Raw genomic sequence first — 18496 nt, forward strand, 5'->3', positions numbered from 1 at the left:
GCAAGAAGTGGACGATGCCGATACGGGACTGGAAAGCGGCGCTGAATCGCTTCGCCATCCAGTTTGAAGACCGGGTGCCGCAGGCTTAAACGAAAACCCGTTTACACAGAATCCAGTACACCCCCAGCTGCCGGGCTACCCCCGGCAAGTATCCACGGAGTAGAAAACGTTTTAAGTAGCTACGATCTTCTATCGAATTCGTACGCATCTACTCCGTAGCCCGTTAAAAGGCGGCAGAGTCATTTTCGCAAAACCCGCGAAAAAAACTCTGACCCCATTTAACTACAAATGTGTGACGCGTACTTACAACTGCGGATTCAGCTTCTCTGATTTGGAATGCAATTTATTCAGCGCCGACAGATAAGCCTTGGCCGAAGCCACCACAATATCCAGATCCGCCCCAACCCCATTCACAATCCGACCAGCCTTGGACAAACGCATGGTCACCTCCCCCTGCGACTGCGTCCCGGTGGTAATCGCATTCACAGAAAACAGCAACAACTCCGCACCGCTAGCCACCTTGGTTTCAATCGCATTCACAATCGCATCCACCGGCCCATTCCCCTCCCCCGCGCAATTGGACTCCTTGCCATCAATCGAAAACACCACATGCGCACTAGGCTTCTCGCCAGTTTCAGAATGCTGCGACAACGACACAAAACGATAAAATTCCTGGTCATGCGACTGCTGCTCTTCCGACACCAGCCCGATGATGTCCTCATCAAAAATCTCAGATTTCCGATCCGCCAGCTCCTTGAAGCGCGCAAAAGCCGCATTCACTTCAGTCTCGGACTCCAGCGCAATGCCCAGCTCTTGGAGACGCTGCTTGAACGCATTCCGCCCAGACAGCTTGCCCAGCACAATCCTGTTAGCGCTCCAGCCCACATCCTCCGCCCGCATGATTTCATAGGTATCGCGCGCCTTCAGCACGCCATCCTGATGAATCCCCGAAGCATGCGCAAAGGCATTCGCGCCCACCACGGACTTGTTAGGCTGCACCGCAAACCCGGTGATCTGCGACACCAGCTTGGAAGCCGGCACGATCTGCGTGGTATCGATGCCGATATCCAGATTGTAGTAATCGCGCCGCGTCCGCACCGCCATCACGATTTCTTCCAACGCCGTATTACCGGCCCGCTCACCCAAGCCATTGATGGTGCACTCGACCTGGCGCGCGCCGCCGATCATGACCCCTGCCAGAGAATTGGCTACCGCCATGCCCAGGTCGTTATGGCAATGCACCGACCAGATCGCCTTGTCGGAATTAGGAATCCGCTCGCGCAAGGTGCGCAGCATCTGGCCATACAGTTCCGGCACGCCATAGCCGACGGTGTCGGCGAAGTTGATGGTGGTGGCGCCCTCCGCAATCACCGCTTCCAGCACACGGCACAGGAAATCCATATCGGAACGGCTGCCGTCCTCCGGACTGAACTCAACGTCGTCGGTAAATTTTCGGGCAAAACGCACCGCTTGCTTGGCTTGCTCGAACACCTGGTCCGGCGTCATGCGCAGTTTCTTTTCCATGTGCAGCGGCGAGGTTGCCAGGAAGGTATGGATGCGCTTGCGCTCGGCCGGCTGCAAGGCTTCTGCCGCACGCGCAATATCCTTGTCGTTGGCGCGCGACAAGGAACATACGGTGGAATCCTTGATGATGCCGGCGATCGCCTTGATCGCCTCGAAATCACCCGGCGAAGCCGCGGCAAATCCGGCTTCGATCACATCGACCTTCATCCGCTCCAGTTGCCGGGCGATACGGATTTTTTCATCCTTGGTCATCGAGGCGCCGGGCGATTGTTCACCGTCGCGCAAGGTGGTGTCGAATATGATCAGTTTTTCGGGCGAGTTGGCTGCCATGCTGTGCTCCAGATTGGTCTTGTGAACCATCAATTTTAAAGACTTTGACGGTTTGCGGTATAAAAATAACAAAGTAACGGGCGTAAAAAAACCGCCCGGAGTAAAGCGGGCGGCTTGTTTGGATTCCAGGGGATCAGGAAAGCGGCGGAATACGCAGCTTCTGGCCCGGGTAGATTTTGTCCGGGCTGCTCAACATTGGCTTGTTGGCTTCAAAAATGGCTTGGTACTTGTTCGGATCGCCATAGAATTGCTTGGAAATCTTCGACAGGTTGTCGCCGCTGACCACGTCATACCATTGGGATTCGTCGGTAGCCGCTGCAACGGTCAGATTATCATTCACATTACTGATATCCTTTACATTGCCGCAGCACAAAACGATTTTTTCACGGGTGGCCTGGTCCGACGCTTCTCCGCTGACGGTAACAGCAGAGGAAGCGGCATCGAAAGCAATCGTCAAACCGCTGGTATCGATGCCTTGCGTGCCGACATAGGTCTTGATCGCGTCTGCTGCGGCATTTTGCAGCTCTTCGACATTAGGAGCCGCTGCGACTTCTTCTGGCTTATGTCCCAGCAGCTTCTCGCCTGCCTCTTTAAAAAACGAAAGTAATCCCATTTTTTTCTCCGGTAGTAGTTAAACAACGATGATGCCACTAGCTTCGCTACAGTGCTGCTTGAAACGTAAGGTTTAACAACATTTAACCTTACGTATATTTCACAGGCATGACCGACTCACTATCTGTATCGCTTAGTCTTTATCGTCGTGCTCAAGTTCCGTCTGCACGATGCTGACCGGTTTGCCCTTGAACCAGCGCCAGAAGTACACGCCGAATCCCGACAAGCCATACAGCACGAACAGGCCGAACAATACCTTTGACGGATCGCTGAAAATCGCCACCAGCGCCAGCACCACCAGGAACGCTGCAATGAACGGCATCGGCTTGCGCAGATTGATGTCCTTGAAACTATAGAAAGGCACGTTGCTGACCATGGTCAGGCCGGCATACAGGGTGATCGCCCACGCCGCCCAGCTCAACGATGTGCCCTGGAACCCCAGATCATCCATCAGCCAGACAAAGCCCGCCACCAGCGCTGCCGCGGCCGGGCTGGGCAAGCCCTGGAAATAACGTTTGTCGACCACCGCGATATTGGTATTGAAGCGCGCCAGGCGCAAGGCGCCGCCGGCGCAATACACGAAAGCCGCCAGCCAGCCCAGTTTGCCCATGCCGCGCAAGGACCATTCATACACCACCAGCGCCGGCGCAGCGCCAAACGACACCATGTCGGACAAACTGTCGTACTGGGCGCCGAATTCGCTTTGGGTATTGGTCAGGCGCGCCACCCGGCCGTCGAGACTGTCCAGCACCATCGCCACGAAAATCGCGATGGATGCCTGGTCGAAGCGCAGGTTCATCGCCATGACGATGGCATAGAAACCGCAGAACAATGCTGCGGTGGTGAAGGCGTTCGGCAACAGATAAATGCCGCGCCGGCGGCGTACCGGCGGGTGGATATCTTCTTCGTCCAGGTATTCGCTGCGCTCGGCGTTTTTGTACGGGCGCAGCGCCTTGGGGAACTGTGCGACGTTACTCTTCGCTTTACGGCGCTTGAATGTGGCCATATAAGTTCCGTTTCAATCAACTCTAATTACACATAATCTTGCAAACTCCAACTTCCCGGCACGTCTTTTAGAATTCGGCCAGGATAGTCTCGGTAGCGGACACTTTGTCACCGACGGCGACTTTGGGTGTGGCGGTCAGCGGCAAGTACACGTCCACCCGCGAACCGAAGCGGATGAAGCCATAGCGCTGGCCACGCGTCAGGATGTCAGCAACCTTGACGTAGCACAGAATGCGGCGCGCAATCAGGCCGGCGACCTGGACGCAAGTCACGGTCTGGCCGTTGGCGGCGGTAATCACCAAGGCGTTGCGTTCATTTTCCACCGAGGCCTTGTCGAGGTCGGCATTGACGAATTTGCCCGGGAAATACTGGACTTTTTCAATCTTGCCGTCGACCGGCGCGCGATTCGAATGGACATTGAACACGTTCATGAAAACGCTGATCTTCAGAGCTTCGCGATTGGCGTAAGGATCCATGGTTTTTTCAACCACCACGATGCGGCCATCCGCAGGCGACAGCACGGCAGCCGGATTTTGTGGGATCACACGGCCCGGATCGCGGAAGAATTGCAGTACGAATAAGGCAATAATCCAGAATGGCAGCGACCATGCAACCGAGAAAAACGTAACCAGCAGCGCAACCGCAAAGGCGATGCCCAAAAACGGCCAACCCTCGCGGGCAATAATAGGATGGGGATAATTATTCAACTGCACTCCGGATTATTTTGAGAATTAGTGGATTGATACATTAGCGGTTTGAACCATGACGGAACTCAAAGCGTGGCTATTCTAGTCGAGCGGGAAATAAATGTAACCTGTCGCATAGCGATTACTCAGGCTAAAAGCTAAAACGCCAGCTGCTGTGCCGCTTGATGGTCAAGGTACTGGGTAAGGGAAATCACATCAACACCGCAGACCGTCAGCATGATACTAGATGATCTTTGGCATTGTATAAAAAGACCAAGCTTCTCGCTCGATTTTATTGACGTAGGTAAATATAGGCAAAGATATATTTTCAATACAACAACAAATCAGCAGATTCTTGTTAAAACAGGGCCGGGTTCGCATTGCAGAACCCGGCCTGTGCGGACTTTGGCGGATAACAGCCGGAGCGTGGCCTATTTCTGCTGCTCTTCTTCCGCCGCCCGGTTTCTGTCTTGCGCATCCTGCAACTGCTTCTCCACCCCTTTTGCCTTTTCCAGCGCATCCGTCTGGGTTTTGAATATCTGCGGCGGCGGCGGCGAAGGTTTGCAGCCGGCCAACGCCAACACAGCAACCGCGACCAAGCTCAGGCAAGAAACGGAGGAGCGCATCATTTGAAGCGGACTTTACCGACCACGCGCATGTTCAGGGTGGTTTCACCCGGTTCGAAGCTTGGCTCTTCCACCGGCGCAGCATCGGCCATGGAGGCTGCACGCATCATCATTGCCTTAGGCGCAGGCGCCGAGTCCTGGGCATAGTTGCCGGAACCTTCAAAATCCACTGTATCCAGCACTGCATCCGCAGGATTGCGGCCCATGGCGTGTGCGATCGAGGCGATCCGCTCGGTCAGGTTCTGATACGTCGCAGCGATACGCTGGTCATCCAGTTTCTTGCTGGTGGCGTCGCTCAAACCGAAATACAAACCGTTCAGGCCCAACACGCTTTGCACCGCCGCCACTGTTTTCGGCAGGTTGTTGAGATTGGTGGTGGTGGCGTCCAGATACTGGCCGACGCGCCAACCGGTTGGCTGGCGCGGCTTGCTGGCGTTGCCGCGCGGCTGCGGCTGGTCTTCCGGATAGACCGGATAGGTGTAGTAGCCACGCGTTTGCAGAATCGCCTGCGGGTCCTGGCGTTTCAGGATGTCGGTGCCCTGCTTCATCTTGACGTTGACGCGCGACGCTGCCGTCGCCTTGTCCTTGTCCTGCTCTTCCACGTTGAAAGTGATCCTGACCTGGTCGTTGGCGTGCTTGACTTCGCCGTAGGCCGGCACTATCACCAGCGTGCCGGTGGTCGGCGGCAAGGCTTGCGCCTGGGCGGCGAAACCGGTGGCGGCCAACAGGGATGACAACATCAATTTGCGTGATCGCGACATATTCTTCTCCAAGAAAAAATGGAGCGCTACTCAAGTGCGCTCCAAAGACTGTTTTTCAGACTACCCTTTTACAGACCATCCTTCGATTATATTCTGTCAATTTAGTTCGACGACAATGTTGCCTGTTGTAAGAATCAAATGCAATACAAGAAAAACCAGCGGCCTCCGATCCGCATTTACTTTTCAGACGAATCGCGGTGCACATTGCGTCCCATCAGATTCTTGATTTCAGCCAGATTATCCGACGTGTCAATTCCGGCTGCCGCCGCATCGTATTGATAGGGGTCCAGCTTCTCGCCGCAATGCTTACAGAATAGCGAATCGGCTTCATGCCCCTCGGTCAGGCAATGCGTACAGGTGCGGGTGGTCGGCGTGCCCTTCATCATGGTCATCGCCAGTTCCACGCCGACAATCCCGGTAGGCAAGGCGATGATGCCATAGCCCATCAGCATGGCGCAGGACGTGATCAACTGGCCCATCGGCGTTTTTGGATGGATGTCGCCATAACCAGTGGTGGTCAAGGTCACAATCGACCAGTACATGCCGACCGGGATGCTGGTGAAGCCGTTTTCCGGCCCCTCGATCACATACATGATGGTGCCCAGGATCACGCTCATGATCAGCACCGCGCCAAGGAACACCAGAATCTTGTGGCGGCTGTTGCGCAGCGCCTGCCACAAGACCTGCGACTCGTCGAAATAGCGCGGCAACTTCATCACGCGGAATACGCGCAGCATGCGCAACAGGCGGACATCGATCAGGAAATGGAATTCCGGCAGCAAAAACGCCAGATAGGTCGGCAGTATAGACAGCAAGTCGATGATGCCGAACAGGCTCAGGGCATAGCGCAATGGCCGCTTGACGCACAGCAGGCGCACCACGTACTCGATTGTGAACAAGATGGTGAATAGCCACTCCAGCGCGTTCAACGCCAGGAAATCACGCGAACGCACGGCGCCGACGCTGTCTATGATTACAGTCGCAACGCTGAGGACGATGATGATCAGCAAGGCGGTATCAAAACGCCGTCCGGCGGCGGTATCGGCTTCAAAAATGATCGTATAGAGACGTTCCCGCCAGCCACGGTCAGGCTTGCCGAATTTGCTGCTTATGGTGTTAGTTGCCATATTCCCTAGAAAGTCGCCCGATTACCAGTATCACAATCTAAACAATGAATGATTGCCGGTCAAGAAAGTAAAAAAGGACGGCAACGCCGTCCTTTTCATCGAACCGAAAGAAACTTGATTAGTTCTTCGTTTGATCTACCATCTTGTTTTTCTTAATCCATGGCATCATGCCGCGCAACTGTTCGCCAACTTGCTCGATCTGGTGTTCGGCTGTGATACGGCGACGGGAGATCAGGGTTGGCGCGCCAGCCTTGTTTTCCAGGATGAAGCTCTTCGCGTATTCGCCGGTCTGGATGTCTTTCAGGCATTGGCGCATTGCGTCCTTGGTGGCTTCGGTCACGATGCGCGGGCCGGTGACATACTCGCCGTATTCCGCATTGTTCGAGATCGAGTAATTCATGTTGGCGATACCGCCTTCATAGATCAGGTCGACGATCAGCTTCAGTTCGTGCAGGCACTCGAAGTAAGCCATTTCCGGCGCGTAGCCGGCTTCCACCAGGGTTTCGAAACCGGCCTTGATCAGTTCAACCGCACCGCCGCACAGAACCGCTTGTTCGCCGAACAGGTCGGTTTCGGTTTCTTCGCGGAAGTTGGTTTCGATGATGCCTGCACGGCCGCCGCCGTTGGCGGTTGCGTAAGACAAGGCGATCTCGCGGGCGCTGCCGGACTTGTCTTGGTAGACGGCGATCAGGTGAGGCACGCCGCCGCCCTGGGTGTAGGTCGCACGGACAGTGTGGCCTGGCGCTTTTGGCGCGATCATGATGACGTCGAGGTCGGCGCGTGGCACGACTTGGCCGTAATGCACGTTGAAGCCGTGAGCGAATGCCAGCGTTGCGCCTTGCTTGGCGAACGGTGCGACGTTTTCTGCATACACCTGAGCGATGTTTTCATCAGGCAGCAAGATCATGATGACGTCGGCTGCTTTCACTGCATCGTTGACTTCAGCCACGTTCAGACCGGCATTCTTTGCCTTGTCCCACGAAGCGCCGCCTTTACGCAGGCCGACGGTCACTTTCACGCCCGAGTCATTCAGGTTTTGCGCGTGGGCGTGGCCTTGGGAACCGTAACCGATGATGGCGACATTCTTGCCTTTGATCAGGGAGAGGTCGCTGTCTTTGTCGTAGAAAACTTTCATTTTTAATCCTATATAAGTAATTTGGTGTGAGGTGCGTTGAGACGTCCCAACGCCGTGTTCGATTTTTCTGATTCTTTACACTTTGAGAATGCGCTCGCCGCGACCGATGCCTGAGCCGCCGGTACGCACGGTTTCCAGGATCGCTGCACGGTCGATCGAATCGATGAACGCGTCCAGCTTGCCCTTGTTGCCAGTCAGTTCCAGGGTGTAGGACTTGTCGGTGACGTCGATGATGCGGCCACGGAAAATATCCGCGGTACGCTTCATTTCCTCGCGTTCCTTGCCGACCGCACGCACCTTGATCAGCATCAGCTCGCGTTCGATATGTGCGCCTTCGGTCAGGTCGACCACTTTGACGACTTCAATCAGACGGTTCAAATGCTTGGTGATCTGTTCGATCACGTCATCCGAACCGCTTGTCACGATGGTCATGCGTGACAAGGTCGCATCTTCGGTCGGTGCGACCGTCAATGTCTCGATGTTGTAGCCGCGGGCCGAAAACAGACCGACCACGCGCGACAGCGCGCCGGCTTCATTTTCCAGCAGTACAGAAACGATATGGCGCATGATTACAGATCCTCCGAACCGAGCAGCATTTCAGTCAAGCCCTTGCCCGCCTTGACCATCGGCCAGACGTTTTCGGTTTGATCCGTAATGAAATTCATGAATACCAGCCTGTCCTTCATGCCGAATGCCTCTTTCAACGCGCCGTCGACGTCGGCCGGATTTTCGATCTTCATGCCGACGTGGCCGAACGATTCTGCCAGCTTGGTGAAATCCGGCAGCGAATCCATGTAGGACTCGGAATAGCGCGAACCGTAGTCGATCTGCTGCCACTGACGGACCATGCCGAGGAAGCGGTTGTTCAACAAAATGATCTTCGGCGTCAAATGATATTGCTTGCAGGTGGCGAGCTCCTGGATACACATCTGGATCGATGCTTCGCCAGTGATGCAGGCTACGGTCGCACCCGGATTGGCCATCTGCACGCCCATCGCGTACGGCAGGCCGACGCCCATGGTGCCGAGACCGCCGGAGTTGATCCAGCGCCGTGGTTTGTCGAAGCCGTAGTACTGCGCCGCCCACATCTGGTGCTGGCCGACGTCCGAGGTGATGAACGCATCGCCGTCGGTGATCTGCCATACTTTCTGCACCACGGATTGCGGCTTGATGACTTCTTTCGAATCGGCAAACTTGAGGCAATCGCGACCGCGCCATTCGTTGATCTGCTTCCACCAGTTGGACAGGGCCGCCGTATTTTGCCGGGTCTCGGCCGCATCCAGTTGCGCCAGCAATTCCTGCAGCACATCCTTGACGTTGCCGACGATAGGAATATCAACCTTGACGCGCTTGGAAATCGACGACGGGTCGATGTCGATATGGATGATCTTGCGCGACACCGAAGTAAAATTCTTCGGATTGCCGATCACGCGGTCGTCGAAACGGGCGCCGATGGCGATCAGCACGTCGCTGTTCTGCATCGCCATGTTGGCTTCGTAGGTGCCGTGCATGCCGGGCATGCCGACAAACTTGTCGCTGGACGATTTGTAACCACCCAAACCCATCAAAGTAGTGGTGCACGGATAGCCCAGGCGATCGACCAGCTTGTTCAGCTCCGGCGAAGCATTCGCCAGGATAACGCCGCCGCCGGCGTAGATCATCGGCCGCTCGGCGGTCAGCAGCAGTTGCACGGCCTTGCGGATCTGGCCCGAATGGCCTTTGTCCACCGGCTTGTACGAACGCATCTCGACTTCCTTCGGATACTCGAAGACGTGCCGGTGCATGGTGATGTCTTTAGGGATATCCACCAGCACGGGGCCGGGACGGCCGGTGCTGGCGATAAAGAACGCCTTCTTGATGGTCGCCGCCAAATCCTTGACGTCCTTGACCAGGAAGTTGTGCTTGACGCACGGGCGTGTAATACCGACTGTGTCGCATTCCTGGAATGCATCCTCGCCGATCGCATAGGACGGCACCTGGCCCGAAATCACCACCATCGGGATCGAGTCCATGTAGGCCGTGGCCAGGCCGGTCACCGCATTGGTGACGCCGGGACCGGACGTGACAATCGCCACGCCAACCTTGTTCGAGCTGCGGGAATAGGCATCGGCTGCGTGAATCGCAGCTTGCTCATGTCGTACCAGGATATGCTGGAATTTTTCTTGCTGGAAAATGGCGTCGTAGATGTACAGCACGGCACCACCGGGATAACCGAACACGTGTTCGACTCCCTCTTCCGCCAGGCAGCGCACGAGAATTTCCGCGCCGGTGACAGGCAAGTTTGTGTCTTTGCTCATTTACTAGATCCTTTCAAGGTCCATTGGAAATTGATCGGATGCTCTTTCCTGACGAAATGGCGAAGCGTATCAGTGCTACGGCGTCCCTTCTTTGTGCGATCACGTCATTCCGTTGCGTAGCCGTAGATACGATTCAAAATGGCGCTAAACGCTACTCGTTCAGCCGAAATTCCTGTTTACGCTGTTACCTGATTCTCGCGCTTGTGGCACGGGTTAGAGCAAACAGCTTACAAATATGTAGCATGCCTGTCCGTTGAACAACATCTTGGGTCGTCAGCGAAAAGACTATGGTCGCACTCCAGGATGCTGAAGTGGATAGCTACCATAATGCGTAGTTTCAATCCGGTCAAGCCAAATTACATGAAATCTGCTTTAAATCATGTCTTTTGCTGCAGTTTTACCCACAACCCTCGCCTTTTTTGCTAGCATTCGGCCAGCCTTGAAATTAATCCTAAGCCATTGTTTATCAAGACAATGGCAAAAATAATTTCAGGCAGAGGCCAAGGACGACTAGCGCAAACGCGTCAACACCGGGATTCTCTCCAGGGGTCGCCGTATTTTCCCAACAACCGGCGGCAAGACAGTATATTGAACAGCATCTTGAAGAAAAGCAGCAGCCAGTTAATGACCGAATCCGCCGCACAGCATGGCCACAGATAAAGAACTTTCCGACTTTCTTGAAAACGTCGAGCGCCGGGCTTTCAAGCAGGCGGTTTACGCTGTCCGCAAGGATGAGTCGGCGCTGGACATCGTCCAGGACGCCATGATCAAACTGGCGGAAAAATATGGCGACAAGCCGGCCGCCGAGCTGCCGATGCTGTTCCAGCGCATCCTGCAAAACACGATCCACGACTATTTCCGCAGGGAAAAAGTCCGTAACACCTGGGTCAGCCTGTTTTCCAGCATGGGGCATAACAACGCCAATGACGAAGACTACGACGTCCTGGAAACCTTTGAATCGCCGGAAGATTCGCAAGCCACGGAATCCAGCGCCAGCAAGCTGGAACGTGAGCAAATTCTCAATATGATCGATCAGGAAGTACAGAAGCTTCCGGCGCGTCAACGGGAAGCGTTCCTGATGCGTTATTGGGAGGACATGGATGTTGCCGAGACCGCGGCCGCAATGGGATGCTCGGAAGGCAGCGTAAAGACGCACTGCTCTCGCGCAACGCACACTCTGGCGCAATCGCTCAAGGCCAAAGGAATCAGCTTATGAACACTAAAGAAATCAACTTCGCTTTCAAGGTGCGGCACGCACTGAATGAAAACCTGGACAACTTGCAGGCGCCGGCTGTCGACCGCCTGGCTGCTGCACGCCAGGCCGCACTCGCACGCAAGAAAAAAGACGTGCCGACGCGGGTATTGGCGCGCCAAGGCGTGCTGGCCGGCCATGCGGGTAACTTCGCGGGTAATTTCTTTAATGACCGCTTGTCATGGCTGACCCGCATCGGCGTCGCCGCGCCAATCCTGGTCGGCGTCATACTGTTGTCAGGCCTATATCAATTCGAGCAGCAACACCGGATTACCGCCGCCGCCGATATCGATGCCGCCGTGTTGTCGGATGAATTGCCGCCTTCGGCCTATCTCGACCGTGGCTTCAGCGCCTTCTTGGCGCAACAGCAAGAGCCGCAGCAAGACGCGACCCAGCAAGAGCAATGACCCTGACTACCTTCACGAATCCGGCTGAACGCAAGACGGCCGCAAGCAAGCAGACTGGCGGCGCCAAGCGTTTGATCGGCGCCGCATTTGCTTTACTGGTCACCGGCGGCGCCGTGCTGGCGGTTCTCGGGCCGGTTGTGCCGACCCATGCCGCCGATATCAGCGAAGCCGCCCTCAAAGCGCCCAAGATGACCAAGGTGGCCGGCAACGCCGTACCTAATTGGGTGGAGCTGACGGCGCTGCAACAGCATATCCTGGAGCCGTTGGCCCCTGACTGGGACAAACTGAAGCCGGCCACCCGCAAGAAGTGGCTTGAAATCAGTGGCCGCTATGTCAAGATGACTCCCGCGGAACAGGAAAGACTGCAAGCCAGGATGCGCGGCTGGGTCACCTTGACCCCGGAACAACGCCGTATTGCCCGTGAAAATTATGCGCGCGCTAATAAACTGGACACTGAGCAAAGAGCATTGCGTTGGCAGCAATACCAGCAATTGTCCGACGAACAAAAGAAGGAGCTGGCCGAACAAGCCACGCCGCGGCATAAACGGGTAACCACCATGCCGCCGACCACCCTGAACAAGCCCAAACCGGCGGCCCCGGTCAAACTGGCGCCCCAAGGAAATACGGAACAAACCGCAGTGGTCGCACCGGCAGCTGCAGCAGCGACACCTGTGGCGTCGCCGGCGCCAGTGCTGGCGCCCACCGCGAAATAAGCATTTTGAAGCCTTCAGCGTCGCCAGCAGTCAATTCGCTCGCCATCGAGCAACAAACGCCCTCATTGAAACGCCGTTTCGGCAGCATCATGTATGAATCGATGCTGCTGTTCGGCATCCTGTTCATCTCGGGATGGATTTTCTCCACTCTATTGCAACAGCGCAACGCCCTCTATCTGCGTCATGCCCAGCAAGCCTGGCTGTTTCTGGTGTTGACTGCGTATTTCGTCTGGTGCTGGAGCCATGGCGGCCAAACCCTGGCCATGAAAACCTGGCGCATCCGCCTGGTCAATAAAGACGGTAGCACAGTCAAGGCCCGCCGCGCAGCGCTACGTTTCCTGCTGAGCTGGTGCTGGTTTCTGCCGGGGCTGGCATTGGCTTGGGCATTGGGTGCGCATACCTGGATGCTGATCTGGGTGCCCGCCGCCAATTTCATTCTCTGGGCCCTGACGATTTATCTTGATCCTCAGCGCCAGTTCCTGCACGATCGGATCGCCGGCACCAAGCTGATCAATATGGCTGAAATCGCCACACCCGCCGGCAAACACAAGTGGTATCACTAAAAATATCAAGCCGCTCACCTGGAGCGGCTTTTTTATATCTGCTGCAAGGCAAGCAATTCCTGCTCTGAAAAGCCGGCCGCCCTTCTCGCCTCCAGATTGAACGGGCCGCGCAAGATCGGCGCCTTATATTGGACCGCCAAGGCGGCGAATGTCACCAGAGGCTCCAGTTGCCGCTCTTGGCATAGCCAGCCATACCAGCGATTGCCGATGGCCACATGGCCGATCTCGTCGCGCAAGATAATGTCGATGATCGCCGCCGCCGGCTCATCTCCGGCCTGCGCCAGCTTGGCGCGGGTGCGCGGCGAGGCATCCAGCCCGCGCGCTTCCATCATGCGTGGCACCAGCGCCATCCTGGCCACGATGTCGTCGCTGGTTTTTTCCGTCAACTCCCACAGACTGTTATGCGCGGAGAAATCGCCGTAGGCGAAGCCCAGGCTGCGCAAATGCGCTGCCAACAGGCCGAAGTGATAAGCTTCTTCCTTGGCTACCCGCAACCAGTCGGCATAGTAGTCGGGCGGCATCCCGGCAAATCGCCAGATGGCGTCCAGCGCCAGGTTGATGGCGTTGAATTCGATATGCGCCAGTGCGTGAATCATGGCGGCGCGCCCCTCTACCGAAGCCATGGAACGATGCCTGACCTCGCGTGGCGGCACCAGCGCCGGTTGCGGCGGGCGCCCGGGTATGCTGGCAACGGCCTCAAGCGTGGCAGCGGCATCGAGCGCCATGCCGCCGTCGCTCCATGCTGCGGCCATCGCTTCGACGGCAGCGACCTTGGCGGCGACATCGGCCTCGCACAGGCATTGCAAGGCAACCACACGCAGTTCCGCCGCGGCTGCCCTATCTACTGCAAAGCAAGAATCAGGCGGTTGGATCATGTTGACAGCGGTAAAATGGCGCTACGGTTGAAAAATCGGAGTACGGACATATCTACTGACATTGATTAACGGCATCCAGCATTTTACGGAGATTTATGGCCATCTACCAATTGGGTGAACATGCCCCCGACATCGCGCCGTCAGCCTATATCGCGCCATCCGCCAACCTGATCGGCAAGGTCAGGATCGAAGCCGACGCCAGCGTCTGGTTCGGCGTCACGATCCGCGGCGATAACGAATTGATCACGGTCGGCCAGGGTAGCAACGTACAAGAAAGCAGCACGCTGCATACTGACATGGGTTTTCCCCTGACGATAGGCAAGAATGTCACCATCGGCCATCAGGCGATGCTGCACGGATGCACCATCGGCGACGGCTCCCTGATCGGCATCCAGGCGGTGATACTGAATGGCGCCAAGATCGGCAAGAACTGTCTGGTAGGCGCCGGTGCGCTGGTCACGGAAGGCAAGGAATTCCCGGACAACTCGCTGATCATCGGTTCGCCGGCCAAAGTGGTGCGTACCCTGAGCGAACAGGATGTTGCTGCCCTTGCCGGCAACGCCGCGCACTATATCGAACGCGGGCAGGAATACAAGACCGGGCTGAAGCAAATCGGTTGACGGCAAACAGTTAGCGGCGACAATTGACAACAAACGGCAAAAAAGAAAACGAGTGGATAACGATATGGACGTAACAAAGATGGCGATAACCAGCGGTAGCGATTCGCTGCAGAAATTCATGGTCGAAAATGCGGCGGTGCGCGGCGAGCTGGTGGAACTGTCGACCACCTGGCAGCAAGTATTGACACATCATCACTATCCGAAGCCCGTCACCACGCTGCTGGGAGAAATGATGGCCGCGGCGGCGCTCATGTCCGCCAACCTGAAATTCAACGGCGTCATCGTCATGCAGATTCACGGCGACGGGCCGATCCGTTTACTGGTGGCCGAGTGCGATTCGCAGCTTCGCATGCGCGCCACCGCCAAGCTCGCTCCCGACGCCGTGATCGACGACGACGCCACGATGTCGCAACTGGTCAACCTGAATGGCCAGGGACGTTTTGCGATTACGCTCGATCCGCAGGACAAGATGCCCGGCCAGAAACCTTACCAGGGCATCGTGCCGCTGGACGGCGACAACGTGGCGACTGTCATCGAGAATTACATGTTGCGCTCGGAGCAGCTGGATACCAAGCTCTGGCTGGCAGCCGACGACAAGGTTTCGCGCGGCTTGCTGCTGCAAAAACTGCCGAACCATGGCGGCACCGATGTGCCAGTTGATGACGACCTGGAAACCTGGAACCGCTTCATGGCGCTGGGGGGCACCTTGCAGCCGAAAGAAATGCTGGCGACCGATATACAAACCTTGATGCGACGCCTGTTCTGGGAAGAAAGCATTCGTGTTTTCGAGCCGCGGCAGCCTAGCTTCCAATGCAATTGTTCGCGTGAAAAAGTCGGCAATATGCTGAAAATGCTAGGCGAGTCTGAAATCGAGGAAGCTTTAGCTGATCTTGGCAAGCTGTCGGTGGATTGCGATTTCTGCGGCCAGCATTATGAGTTCGACAAAGTCGATTGCGCCCACCTGTTTGCCACCGAAGCGCCGGTCGAGGCGCTGCTGCCTACCGGAACCAGCAAGCACTAAAAAAACGGCGCGCCATTATTTCAACATAATGGCGCGCCGTAGTGTCAGGCAGTTGCTGTTTCTGTCTGCCTTGCAAAAATCCGATGAATCAATGTTGCGGCTTCTTGCCCCGCTCGTCCGGCACGGCAACCGCTACCGTCTTCTCTACAGCAGTCAGCTCCGCATTCGGTGGCGCCGGCGCATCGGCCGGATTACCGTTCGGATCGAGAATCTGGATGAAAATCTCATCCTGCTTGATCATGCCCAGCTCGGTCCGCGCCCGTTCTTCAACCGCGCCTGTGCCCTCTTTCAAATCATGCACTTCCGAATCCAGCTTGGCGTTGCGGGCCTTCAATTCGGCGACCTTGTCGTGAGCGGTATGCACTTGCTGATCCATATCCCAGACGCGCAACCAGCCGCCCTTGCCTAACCAGAGCGGATACTGGACAAGCAGCAGAAGTAAAGTCAGGCAAATGGCAATTAGGCGCATCGATCGTATTGGATTGCTTCAAACTTCCTGCTGGTCAATGGAATTCGGGGTAACTCAGGGTAACTTCGCGCATGACGATCAATTACCCTGCCCAGTCATTTACTTCAGATTATAGAACGCATCACGACCAGGATAGCTGGCGACATCGCCCAGATCTTCTTCGATACGCAGCAGCTGGTTGTACTTGGCCATGCGATCCGAACGCGACAACGAGCCGGTCTTGATCTGCAGGGCGTTCATGCCAACCGCGATATCGGCGATGGTCGTATCTTCAGTCTCGCCCGAACGATGCGAGATCACTGCGGTGTAGCCGGCGCGCTTGGCCATTTCAATCGCAGCGAAAGTTTCGGTCAGGGTGCCGATCTGGTTGATCTTGATCAGGATCGAATTGGCGATATCCTTATCGATGCCTTCTTTCAGGATCTTGGTGTTGGTGACAAACAGGTCGTCGCCCACCAACTGGATTTTCTTGCCCAGTGTTTCGGTCAGCAGTTTCCAGCCGTCCCAGTCGTTTTCGGCCATACCGTCTTCGATGCTGATGATCGGGTACTTATCGCACCACGACGCCAGCAAACCGGTGAACTGCGCGCCGGTCAGGGTCATGTTTTCGCCAGCCAGGACATAGCTGCCATCCTTGTAGAATTCGCTCGCGGCGCAATCCAGACCCAGAGCGATTTGCGTGCCTGGCTCATAGCCGGCAGCTTCGATCGCCTGGATGATCAGCTTCAGCGCTTCTTCGTGGTTAGCCAGCGATGGCGCAAAACCGCCTTCATCGCCGACCGAAGTCGCCAGGCCCTTGTCGTGCAAAATCTTCTTCAGCGCATGGAATACTTCGGCGCCGTAGCGCAGCGCTTCACGGAAACTGGGAGCGCCGACCGGGATGATCATGAATTCCTGGATATCCAGGTTGTTGTCGGCATGCTCACCGCCATTGATGACGTTCATCATCGGCACAGGCATCTGCATCGCGCCGCTACCGCCAAAATAGCGATACAGCGGCAGGCCGGCTTCTTCGGCAGCAGCCTTGGCAACTGCCATCGACACCGCCAGCATGGCGTTGGCGCCCAGGCGGCTCTTGTTTTCAGTACCGTCGAGGTCGATCAGGGTGCGGTCCAGGAACGCTTGTTCGCTGGCGTCCAGGCCCATGATGGCTTCCGAGATTTCAGTGTTGATATGCTCGCAAGCCTTCAGCACGCCCTTGCCGCCGTAGCGGCTCTTGTCGCCGTCGCGCAGTTCGATCGCTTCGCGCGAACCGGTGGAAGCGCCGGACGGCACTGCCGCGCGACCCATCACGCCGGATTCCAGCAAGACGTCACACTCTACTGTCGGATTACCGCGTGAATCAATAATTTCACGGCCAATGATGTCAACGATTGCACTCATGTATTTCCCTATCGGATAAAAATATTCAAGATATTAAAACCATTTGCGGGGGACAGGGTTCAAGCTGCACCGCTTGCTGGTATAGCGGTGGCCATATAGTCACCCCAAGGACTTACGCAAAACTGCCCCAGCGGCGTTACTCCTCCTAGCCGTACGCCGTACTGTCTCCGTCGTCGTGCCTTGCTGGGACAGTGTTGCGTAAGTCCCGACCCCTTGTCCATCCCCAAGCAATCAACCGAAATTGCTTTCGATAAAGCCATTCTTTTTGACGACCCGGTCCAGGTCTATCATGGTCGACAACAATTCTTTGATGCGTCCCAGCGGCACCGCGTTCGGGCCGTCCGATTTGGCTTCGGCCGGATTCGGATGGGTTTCCATGAACACGCCCGACACGCCGACCGCAATCGCCGCACGCGCCAATACCGGCACAAACTCGCGCTGGCCACCGGAAGTGCTGCCCTGCCCGCCCGGCAATTGCACTGAGTGGGTGGCGTCGAACACGACCGGGCAACCGGTTTCGCGCATGATCGCCAGCGAGCGCATGTCGGACACCAGGTTGTTATAGCCGAACGATGCACCGCGTTCGCAAGCCATGAAATTATCTTCCGGCAAACCGGCTTCGCGCGCTGCGGCGCGTGCCTTGGCAATGACATTGATCATGTCGTGCGGCGCCAGGAACTGTCCCTTCTTGATATTCACCGGCTTGCCGGACTGCGCGCAAGCATTGATGAAATCGGTCTGGCGGCAGAGGAAAGCCGGCGTCTGCAAGACATCGACCACTGCCGCCACCGGCTTGATTTCATAAATCTCATGAATATCGGTCAGCACCGGCACGCCGATTTGCGCTTTGACTTCCGCTAGAATTTCCAGCCCTTTATCCATGCCGAGGCCGCGGAATGAGGAACCGGACGAGCGATTCGCTTTATCGAAAGACGATTTGTAAATGAAATTGATGCCCAGCTCGCTGGTGATCTCTTTCAGTTTGCCGGCGGTATCCAGCGCCATCTGGCGCGATTCGATCACGCACGGACCGGCGATCAGGAAAAACGGCTGATCCAGACCGATGTCAAAGCCACAAAGTTTCATGCTT

General features: G+C 56.3%; 20 protein-coding genes. 7 read left to right on the forward strand and 13 right to left on the reverse strand.

The genetic code is table 11. From position 1 onward, the window contains the following. Positions 1–303: 303 nt before the first annotated feature. The 4 genes from ABI171_RS08155 to ABI171_RS08170 form a co-directional block, all read right to left on the reverse strand. Positions 304–1854 carry a 2-isopropylmalate synthase gene (locus ABI171_RS08155; RefSeq protein WP_348092073.1) on the reverse strand — a complete coding sequence of 517 codons (1551 nt, stop codon included), beginning with the start codon at positions 1852–1854 and terminating at the stop codon, positions 304–306. A 133-nt stretch (positions 1855–1987) separates the two neighbouring features. Next, the gene (gene lysM / locus ABI171_RS08160; RefSeq protein WP_348092074.1) at positions 1988–2467 is read right to left on the reverse strand and encodes a peptidoglycan-binding protein LysM; all 480 of its coding nucleotides are present in this window, start codon (positions 2465–2467) and stop codon (positions 1988–1990) included. Between the two features lie 132 nt (positions 2468–2599). Then, on the reverse strand, positions 2600–3472 hold the full coding sequence (gene pssA, locus ABI171_RS08165) for a CDP-diacylglycerol--serine O-phosphatidyltransferase (RefSeq protein ID WP_348092075.1): 873 nt from the start codon (positions 3470–3472) through the stop codon (positions 2600–2602). A 67-nt stretch (positions 3473–3539) separates the two neighbouring features. Then, the gene (locus ABI171_RS08170; RefSeq protein WP_348092076.1) at positions 3540–4184 is read right to left on the reverse strand and encodes a phosphatidylserine decarboxylase; all 645 of its coding nucleotides are present in this window, start codon (positions 4182–4184) and stop codon (positions 3540–3542) included. 210 nt (positions 4185–4394) lie between these two features. On the opposite strand from ABI171_RS08170, the gene ABI171_RS08175 reads away from it, so the two are divergent. Next, the gene (locus tag ABI171_RS08175; RefSeq protein ID WP_348092077.1) at positions 4395–4790 is read left to right on the forward strand and encodes a hypothetical protein; all 396 of its coding nucleotides are present in this window, start codon (positions 4395–4397) and stop codon (positions 4788–4790) included. Here the strand turns inward: ABI171_RS08175 and ABI171_RS08180 are convergent. The 5 genes from ABI171_RS08180 to ABI171_RS08200 form a co-directional block, all read right to left on the reverse strand. Beyond that, on the reverse strand, positions 4783–5544 hold the full coding sequence (locus ABI171_RS08180; protein ID WP_348092078.1) for an SIMPL domain-containing protein: 762 nt from the start codon (positions 5542–5544) through the stop codon (positions 4783–4785). The two genes, ABI171_RS08175 and ABI171_RS08180, sit on opposite strands and share 8 nt — an antisense overlap. A gap of 176 nt (positions 5545–5720) precedes the next feature. After that, positions 5721–6671: an ion transporter gene (locus tag ABI171_RS08185; RefSeq protein ID WP_348092079.1), complete on the reverse strand. Its 951-nt coding sequence runs from the start codon at positions 6669–6671 to the stop codon at positions 5721–5723. A 118-nt stretch (positions 6672–6789) separates the two neighbouring features. Further along, entirely contained in the window at positions 6790–7806 is a 1017-nt protein-coding gene (ilvC, locus tag ABI171_RS08190; protein WP_348092080.1) for a ketol-acid reductoisomerase, read from the reverse strand. Positions 7807–7881: 75 nt separating this feature from the next. Next, the gene (gene ilvN, locus ABI171_RS08195) at positions 7882–8373 is read right to left on the reverse strand and encodes an acetolactate synthase small subunit (protein WP_014005248.1); all 492 of its coding nucleotides are present in this window, start codon (positions 8371–8373) and stop codon (positions 7882–7884) included. 2 nt (positions 8374–8375) lie between these two features. Continuing rightward, positions 8376–10103, reverse strand: a complete 1728-nt coding sequence (locus ABI171_RS08200; RefSeq protein WP_348092081.1) for an acetolactate synthase 3 catalytic subunit — start codon at positions 10101–10103, stop codon at positions 8376–8378. A gap of 646 nt (positions 10104–10749) precedes the next feature. Between ABI171_RS08200 and ABI171_RS08205 the strand changes: the two genes are divergently transcribed. Genes ABI171_RS08205 through ABI171_RS08220 form a run of 4 tightly spaced genes read left to right on the forward strand, consistent with a single transcriptional unit; the run spans position 10750 to position 13038 of the window. Next, positions 10750–11319 (forward strand): RNA polymerase sigma factor, encoded by a 570-nt coding sequence (locus ABI171_RS08205; RefSeq protein WP_348092082.1) that lies wholly within the window; start codon positions 10750–10752, stop codon positions 11317–11319. Then, entirely contained in the window at positions 11316–11762 is a 447-nt protein-coding gene (locus ABI171_RS08210) for a DUF3619 family protein (RefSeq protein WP_348092083.1), read from the forward strand. Before ABI171_RS08205 ends, ABI171_RS08210 begins: the two co-directional genes overlap by 4 nt. After that, entirely contained in the window at positions 11759–12475 is a 717-nt protein-coding gene (locus tag ABI171_RS08215; RefSeq protein ID WP_348092084.1) for a DUF3106 domain-containing protein, read from the forward strand. Before ABI171_RS08210 ends, ABI171_RS08215 begins: the two co-directional genes overlap by 4 nt. Positions 12476–12480: 5 nt before the next feature. After that, entirely contained in the window at positions 12481–13038 is a 558-nt protein-coding gene (locus ABI171_RS08220) for an RDD family protein (RefSeq protein WP_348092085.1), read from the forward strand. Positions 13039–13070: 32 nt separating this feature from the next. Here the strand turns inward: ABI171_RS08220 and ABI171_RS08225 are convergent, their stop codons facing one another. Beyond that, positions 13071–13913 carry a ferritin-like domain-containing protein gene (locus ABI171_RS08225; protein ID WP_348092086.1) on the reverse strand — a complete coding sequence of 281 codons (843 nt, stop codon included), beginning with the start codon at positions 13911–13913 and terminating at the stop codon, positions 13071–13073. 95 nt (positions 13914–14008) lie between these two features. Between ABI171_RS08225 and ABI171_RS08230 the strand changes: the two genes are divergently transcribed. Further along, positions 14009–14533, forward strand: a complete 525-nt coding sequence (locus ABI171_RS08230) for a gamma carbonic anhydrase family protein (RefSeq protein ID WP_348092087.1) — start codon at positions 14009–14011, stop codon at positions 14531–14533. Positions 14534–14597: 64 nt separating this feature from the next. Next, on the forward strand, positions 14598–15554 hold the full coding sequence (gene hslO, locus ABI171_RS08235; protein WP_348092088.1) for an Hsp33 family molecular chaperone HslO: 957 nt from the start codon (positions 14598–14600) through the stop codon (positions 15552–15554). Between the two features lie 88 nt (positions 15555–15642). Here hslO and ftsB read toward each other — a convergent pair whose 3' ends face one another. From ftsB to kdsA, 3 genes are all read right to left on the reverse strand, one after another. Then, positions 15643–16023 carry a cell division protein FtsB gene (ftsB, locus tag ABI171_RS08240; RefSeq protein ID WP_348092089.1) on the reverse strand — a complete coding sequence of 127 codons (381 nt, stop codon included), beginning with the start codon at positions 16021–16023 and terminating at the stop codon, positions 15643–15645. Between the two features lie 99 nt (positions 16024–16122). After that, on the reverse strand, positions 16123–17406 hold the full coding sequence (eno, locus tag ABI171_RS08245; protein ID WP_348092090.1) for a phosphopyruvate hydratase: 1284 nt from the start codon (positions 17404–17406) through the stop codon (positions 16123–16125). Between the two features lie 231 nt (positions 17407–17637). Continuing rightward, complete coding sequence (kdsA, locus tag ABI171_RS08250) at positions 17638–18492, reverse strand: 3-deoxy-8-phosphooctulonate synthase (RefSeq protein ID WP_348092091.1); 855 nt, start codon at positions 18490–18492, stop codon at positions 17638–17640. Positions 18493–18496 lie beyond the last annotated feature (4 nt).

Origin of the sequence: Collimonas sp. (assembly GCF_039923675.1) — a bacterium.
Taxonomy (GTDB): Bacteria; Pseudomonadota; Gammaproteobacteria; order Burkholderiales; family Burkholderiaceae_D; genus Collimonas.

Bases quoted from the DNA above. Each gene is read 5' to 3' on its own strand.
- ABI171_RS08200 (WP_348092081.1), bottom strand. From the start codon at position 10,103: ATGAGCAAAGACACAAACTTGCCTGTCACCGGCGCGGAAATTCTCGTG.
- ABI171_RS08155 (WP_348092073.1), bottom strand. From the start codon at position 1,854: ATGGCAGCCAACTCGCCCGAAAAACTGATCATATTCGACACCACCTTG.
- ABI171_RS08180 (WP_348092078.1), bottom strand. From the start codon at position 5,544: ATGTCGCGATCACGCAAATTGATGTTGTCATCCCTGTTGGCCGCCACC.
- ftsB (WP_348092089.1), bottom strand. From the start codon at position 16,023: ATGCGCCTAATTGCCATTTGCCTGACTTTACTTCTGCTGCTTGTCCAG.
- ABI171_RS08205 (WP_348092082.1), top strand. From the start codon at position 10,750: ATGGCCACAGATAAAGAACTTTCCGACTTTCTTGAAAACGTCGAGCGC.
- ABI171_RS08175 (WP_348092077.1), top strand. From the start codon at position 4,395: ATGATACTAGATGATCTTTGGCATTGTATAAAAAGACCAAGCTTCTCG.
- ABI171_RS08185 (WP_348092079.1), bottom strand. From the start codon at position 6,671: ATGGCAACTAACACCATAAGCAGCAAATTCGGCAAGCCTGACCGTGGC.
- pssA (WP_348092075.1), bottom strand. From the start codon at position 3,472: ATGGCCACATTCAAGCGCCGTAAAGCGAAGAGTAACGTCGCACAGTTC.
- ABI171_RS08225 (WP_348092086.1), bottom strand. From the start codon at position 13,913: ATGATCCAACCGCCTGATTCTTGCTTTGCAGTAGATAGGGCAGCCGCG.
- kdsA (WP_348092091.1), bottom strand. From the start codon at position 18,492: ATGAAACTTTGTGGCTTTGACATCGGTCTGGATCAGCCGTTTTTCCTG.
- ilvC (WP_348092080.1), bottom strand. From the start codon at position 7,806: ATGAAAGTTTTCTACGACAAAGACAGCGACCTCTCCCTGATCAAAGGC.
- ABI171_RS08210 (WP_348092083.1), top strand. From the start codon at position 11,316: ATGAACACTAAAGAAATCAACTTCGCTTTCAAGGTGCGGCACGCACTG.
- ABI171_RS08215 (WP_348092084.1), top strand. From the start codon at position 11,759: ATGACCCTGACTACCTTCACGAATCCGGCTGAACGCAAGACGGCCGCA.
- eno (WP_348092090.1), bottom strand. From the start codon at position 17,406: ATGAGTGCAATCGTTGACATCATTGGCCGTGAAATTATTGATTCACGC.
- hslO (WP_348092088.1), top strand. From the start codon at position 14,598: ATGGACGTAACAAAGATGGCGATAACCAGCGGTAGCGATTCGCTGCAG.
- ilvN (WP_014005248.1), bottom strand. From the start codon at position 8,373: ATGCGCCATATCGTTTCTGTACTGCTGGAAAATGAAGCCGGCGCGCTG.
- lysM (WP_348092074.1), bottom strand. From the start codon at position 2,467: ATGGGATTACTTTCGTTTTTTAAAGAGGCAGGCGAGAAGCTGCTGGGA.
- ABI171_RS08230 (WP_348092087.1), top strand. From the start codon at position 14,009: ATGGCCATCTACCAATTGGGTGAACATGCCCCCGACATCGCGCCGTCA.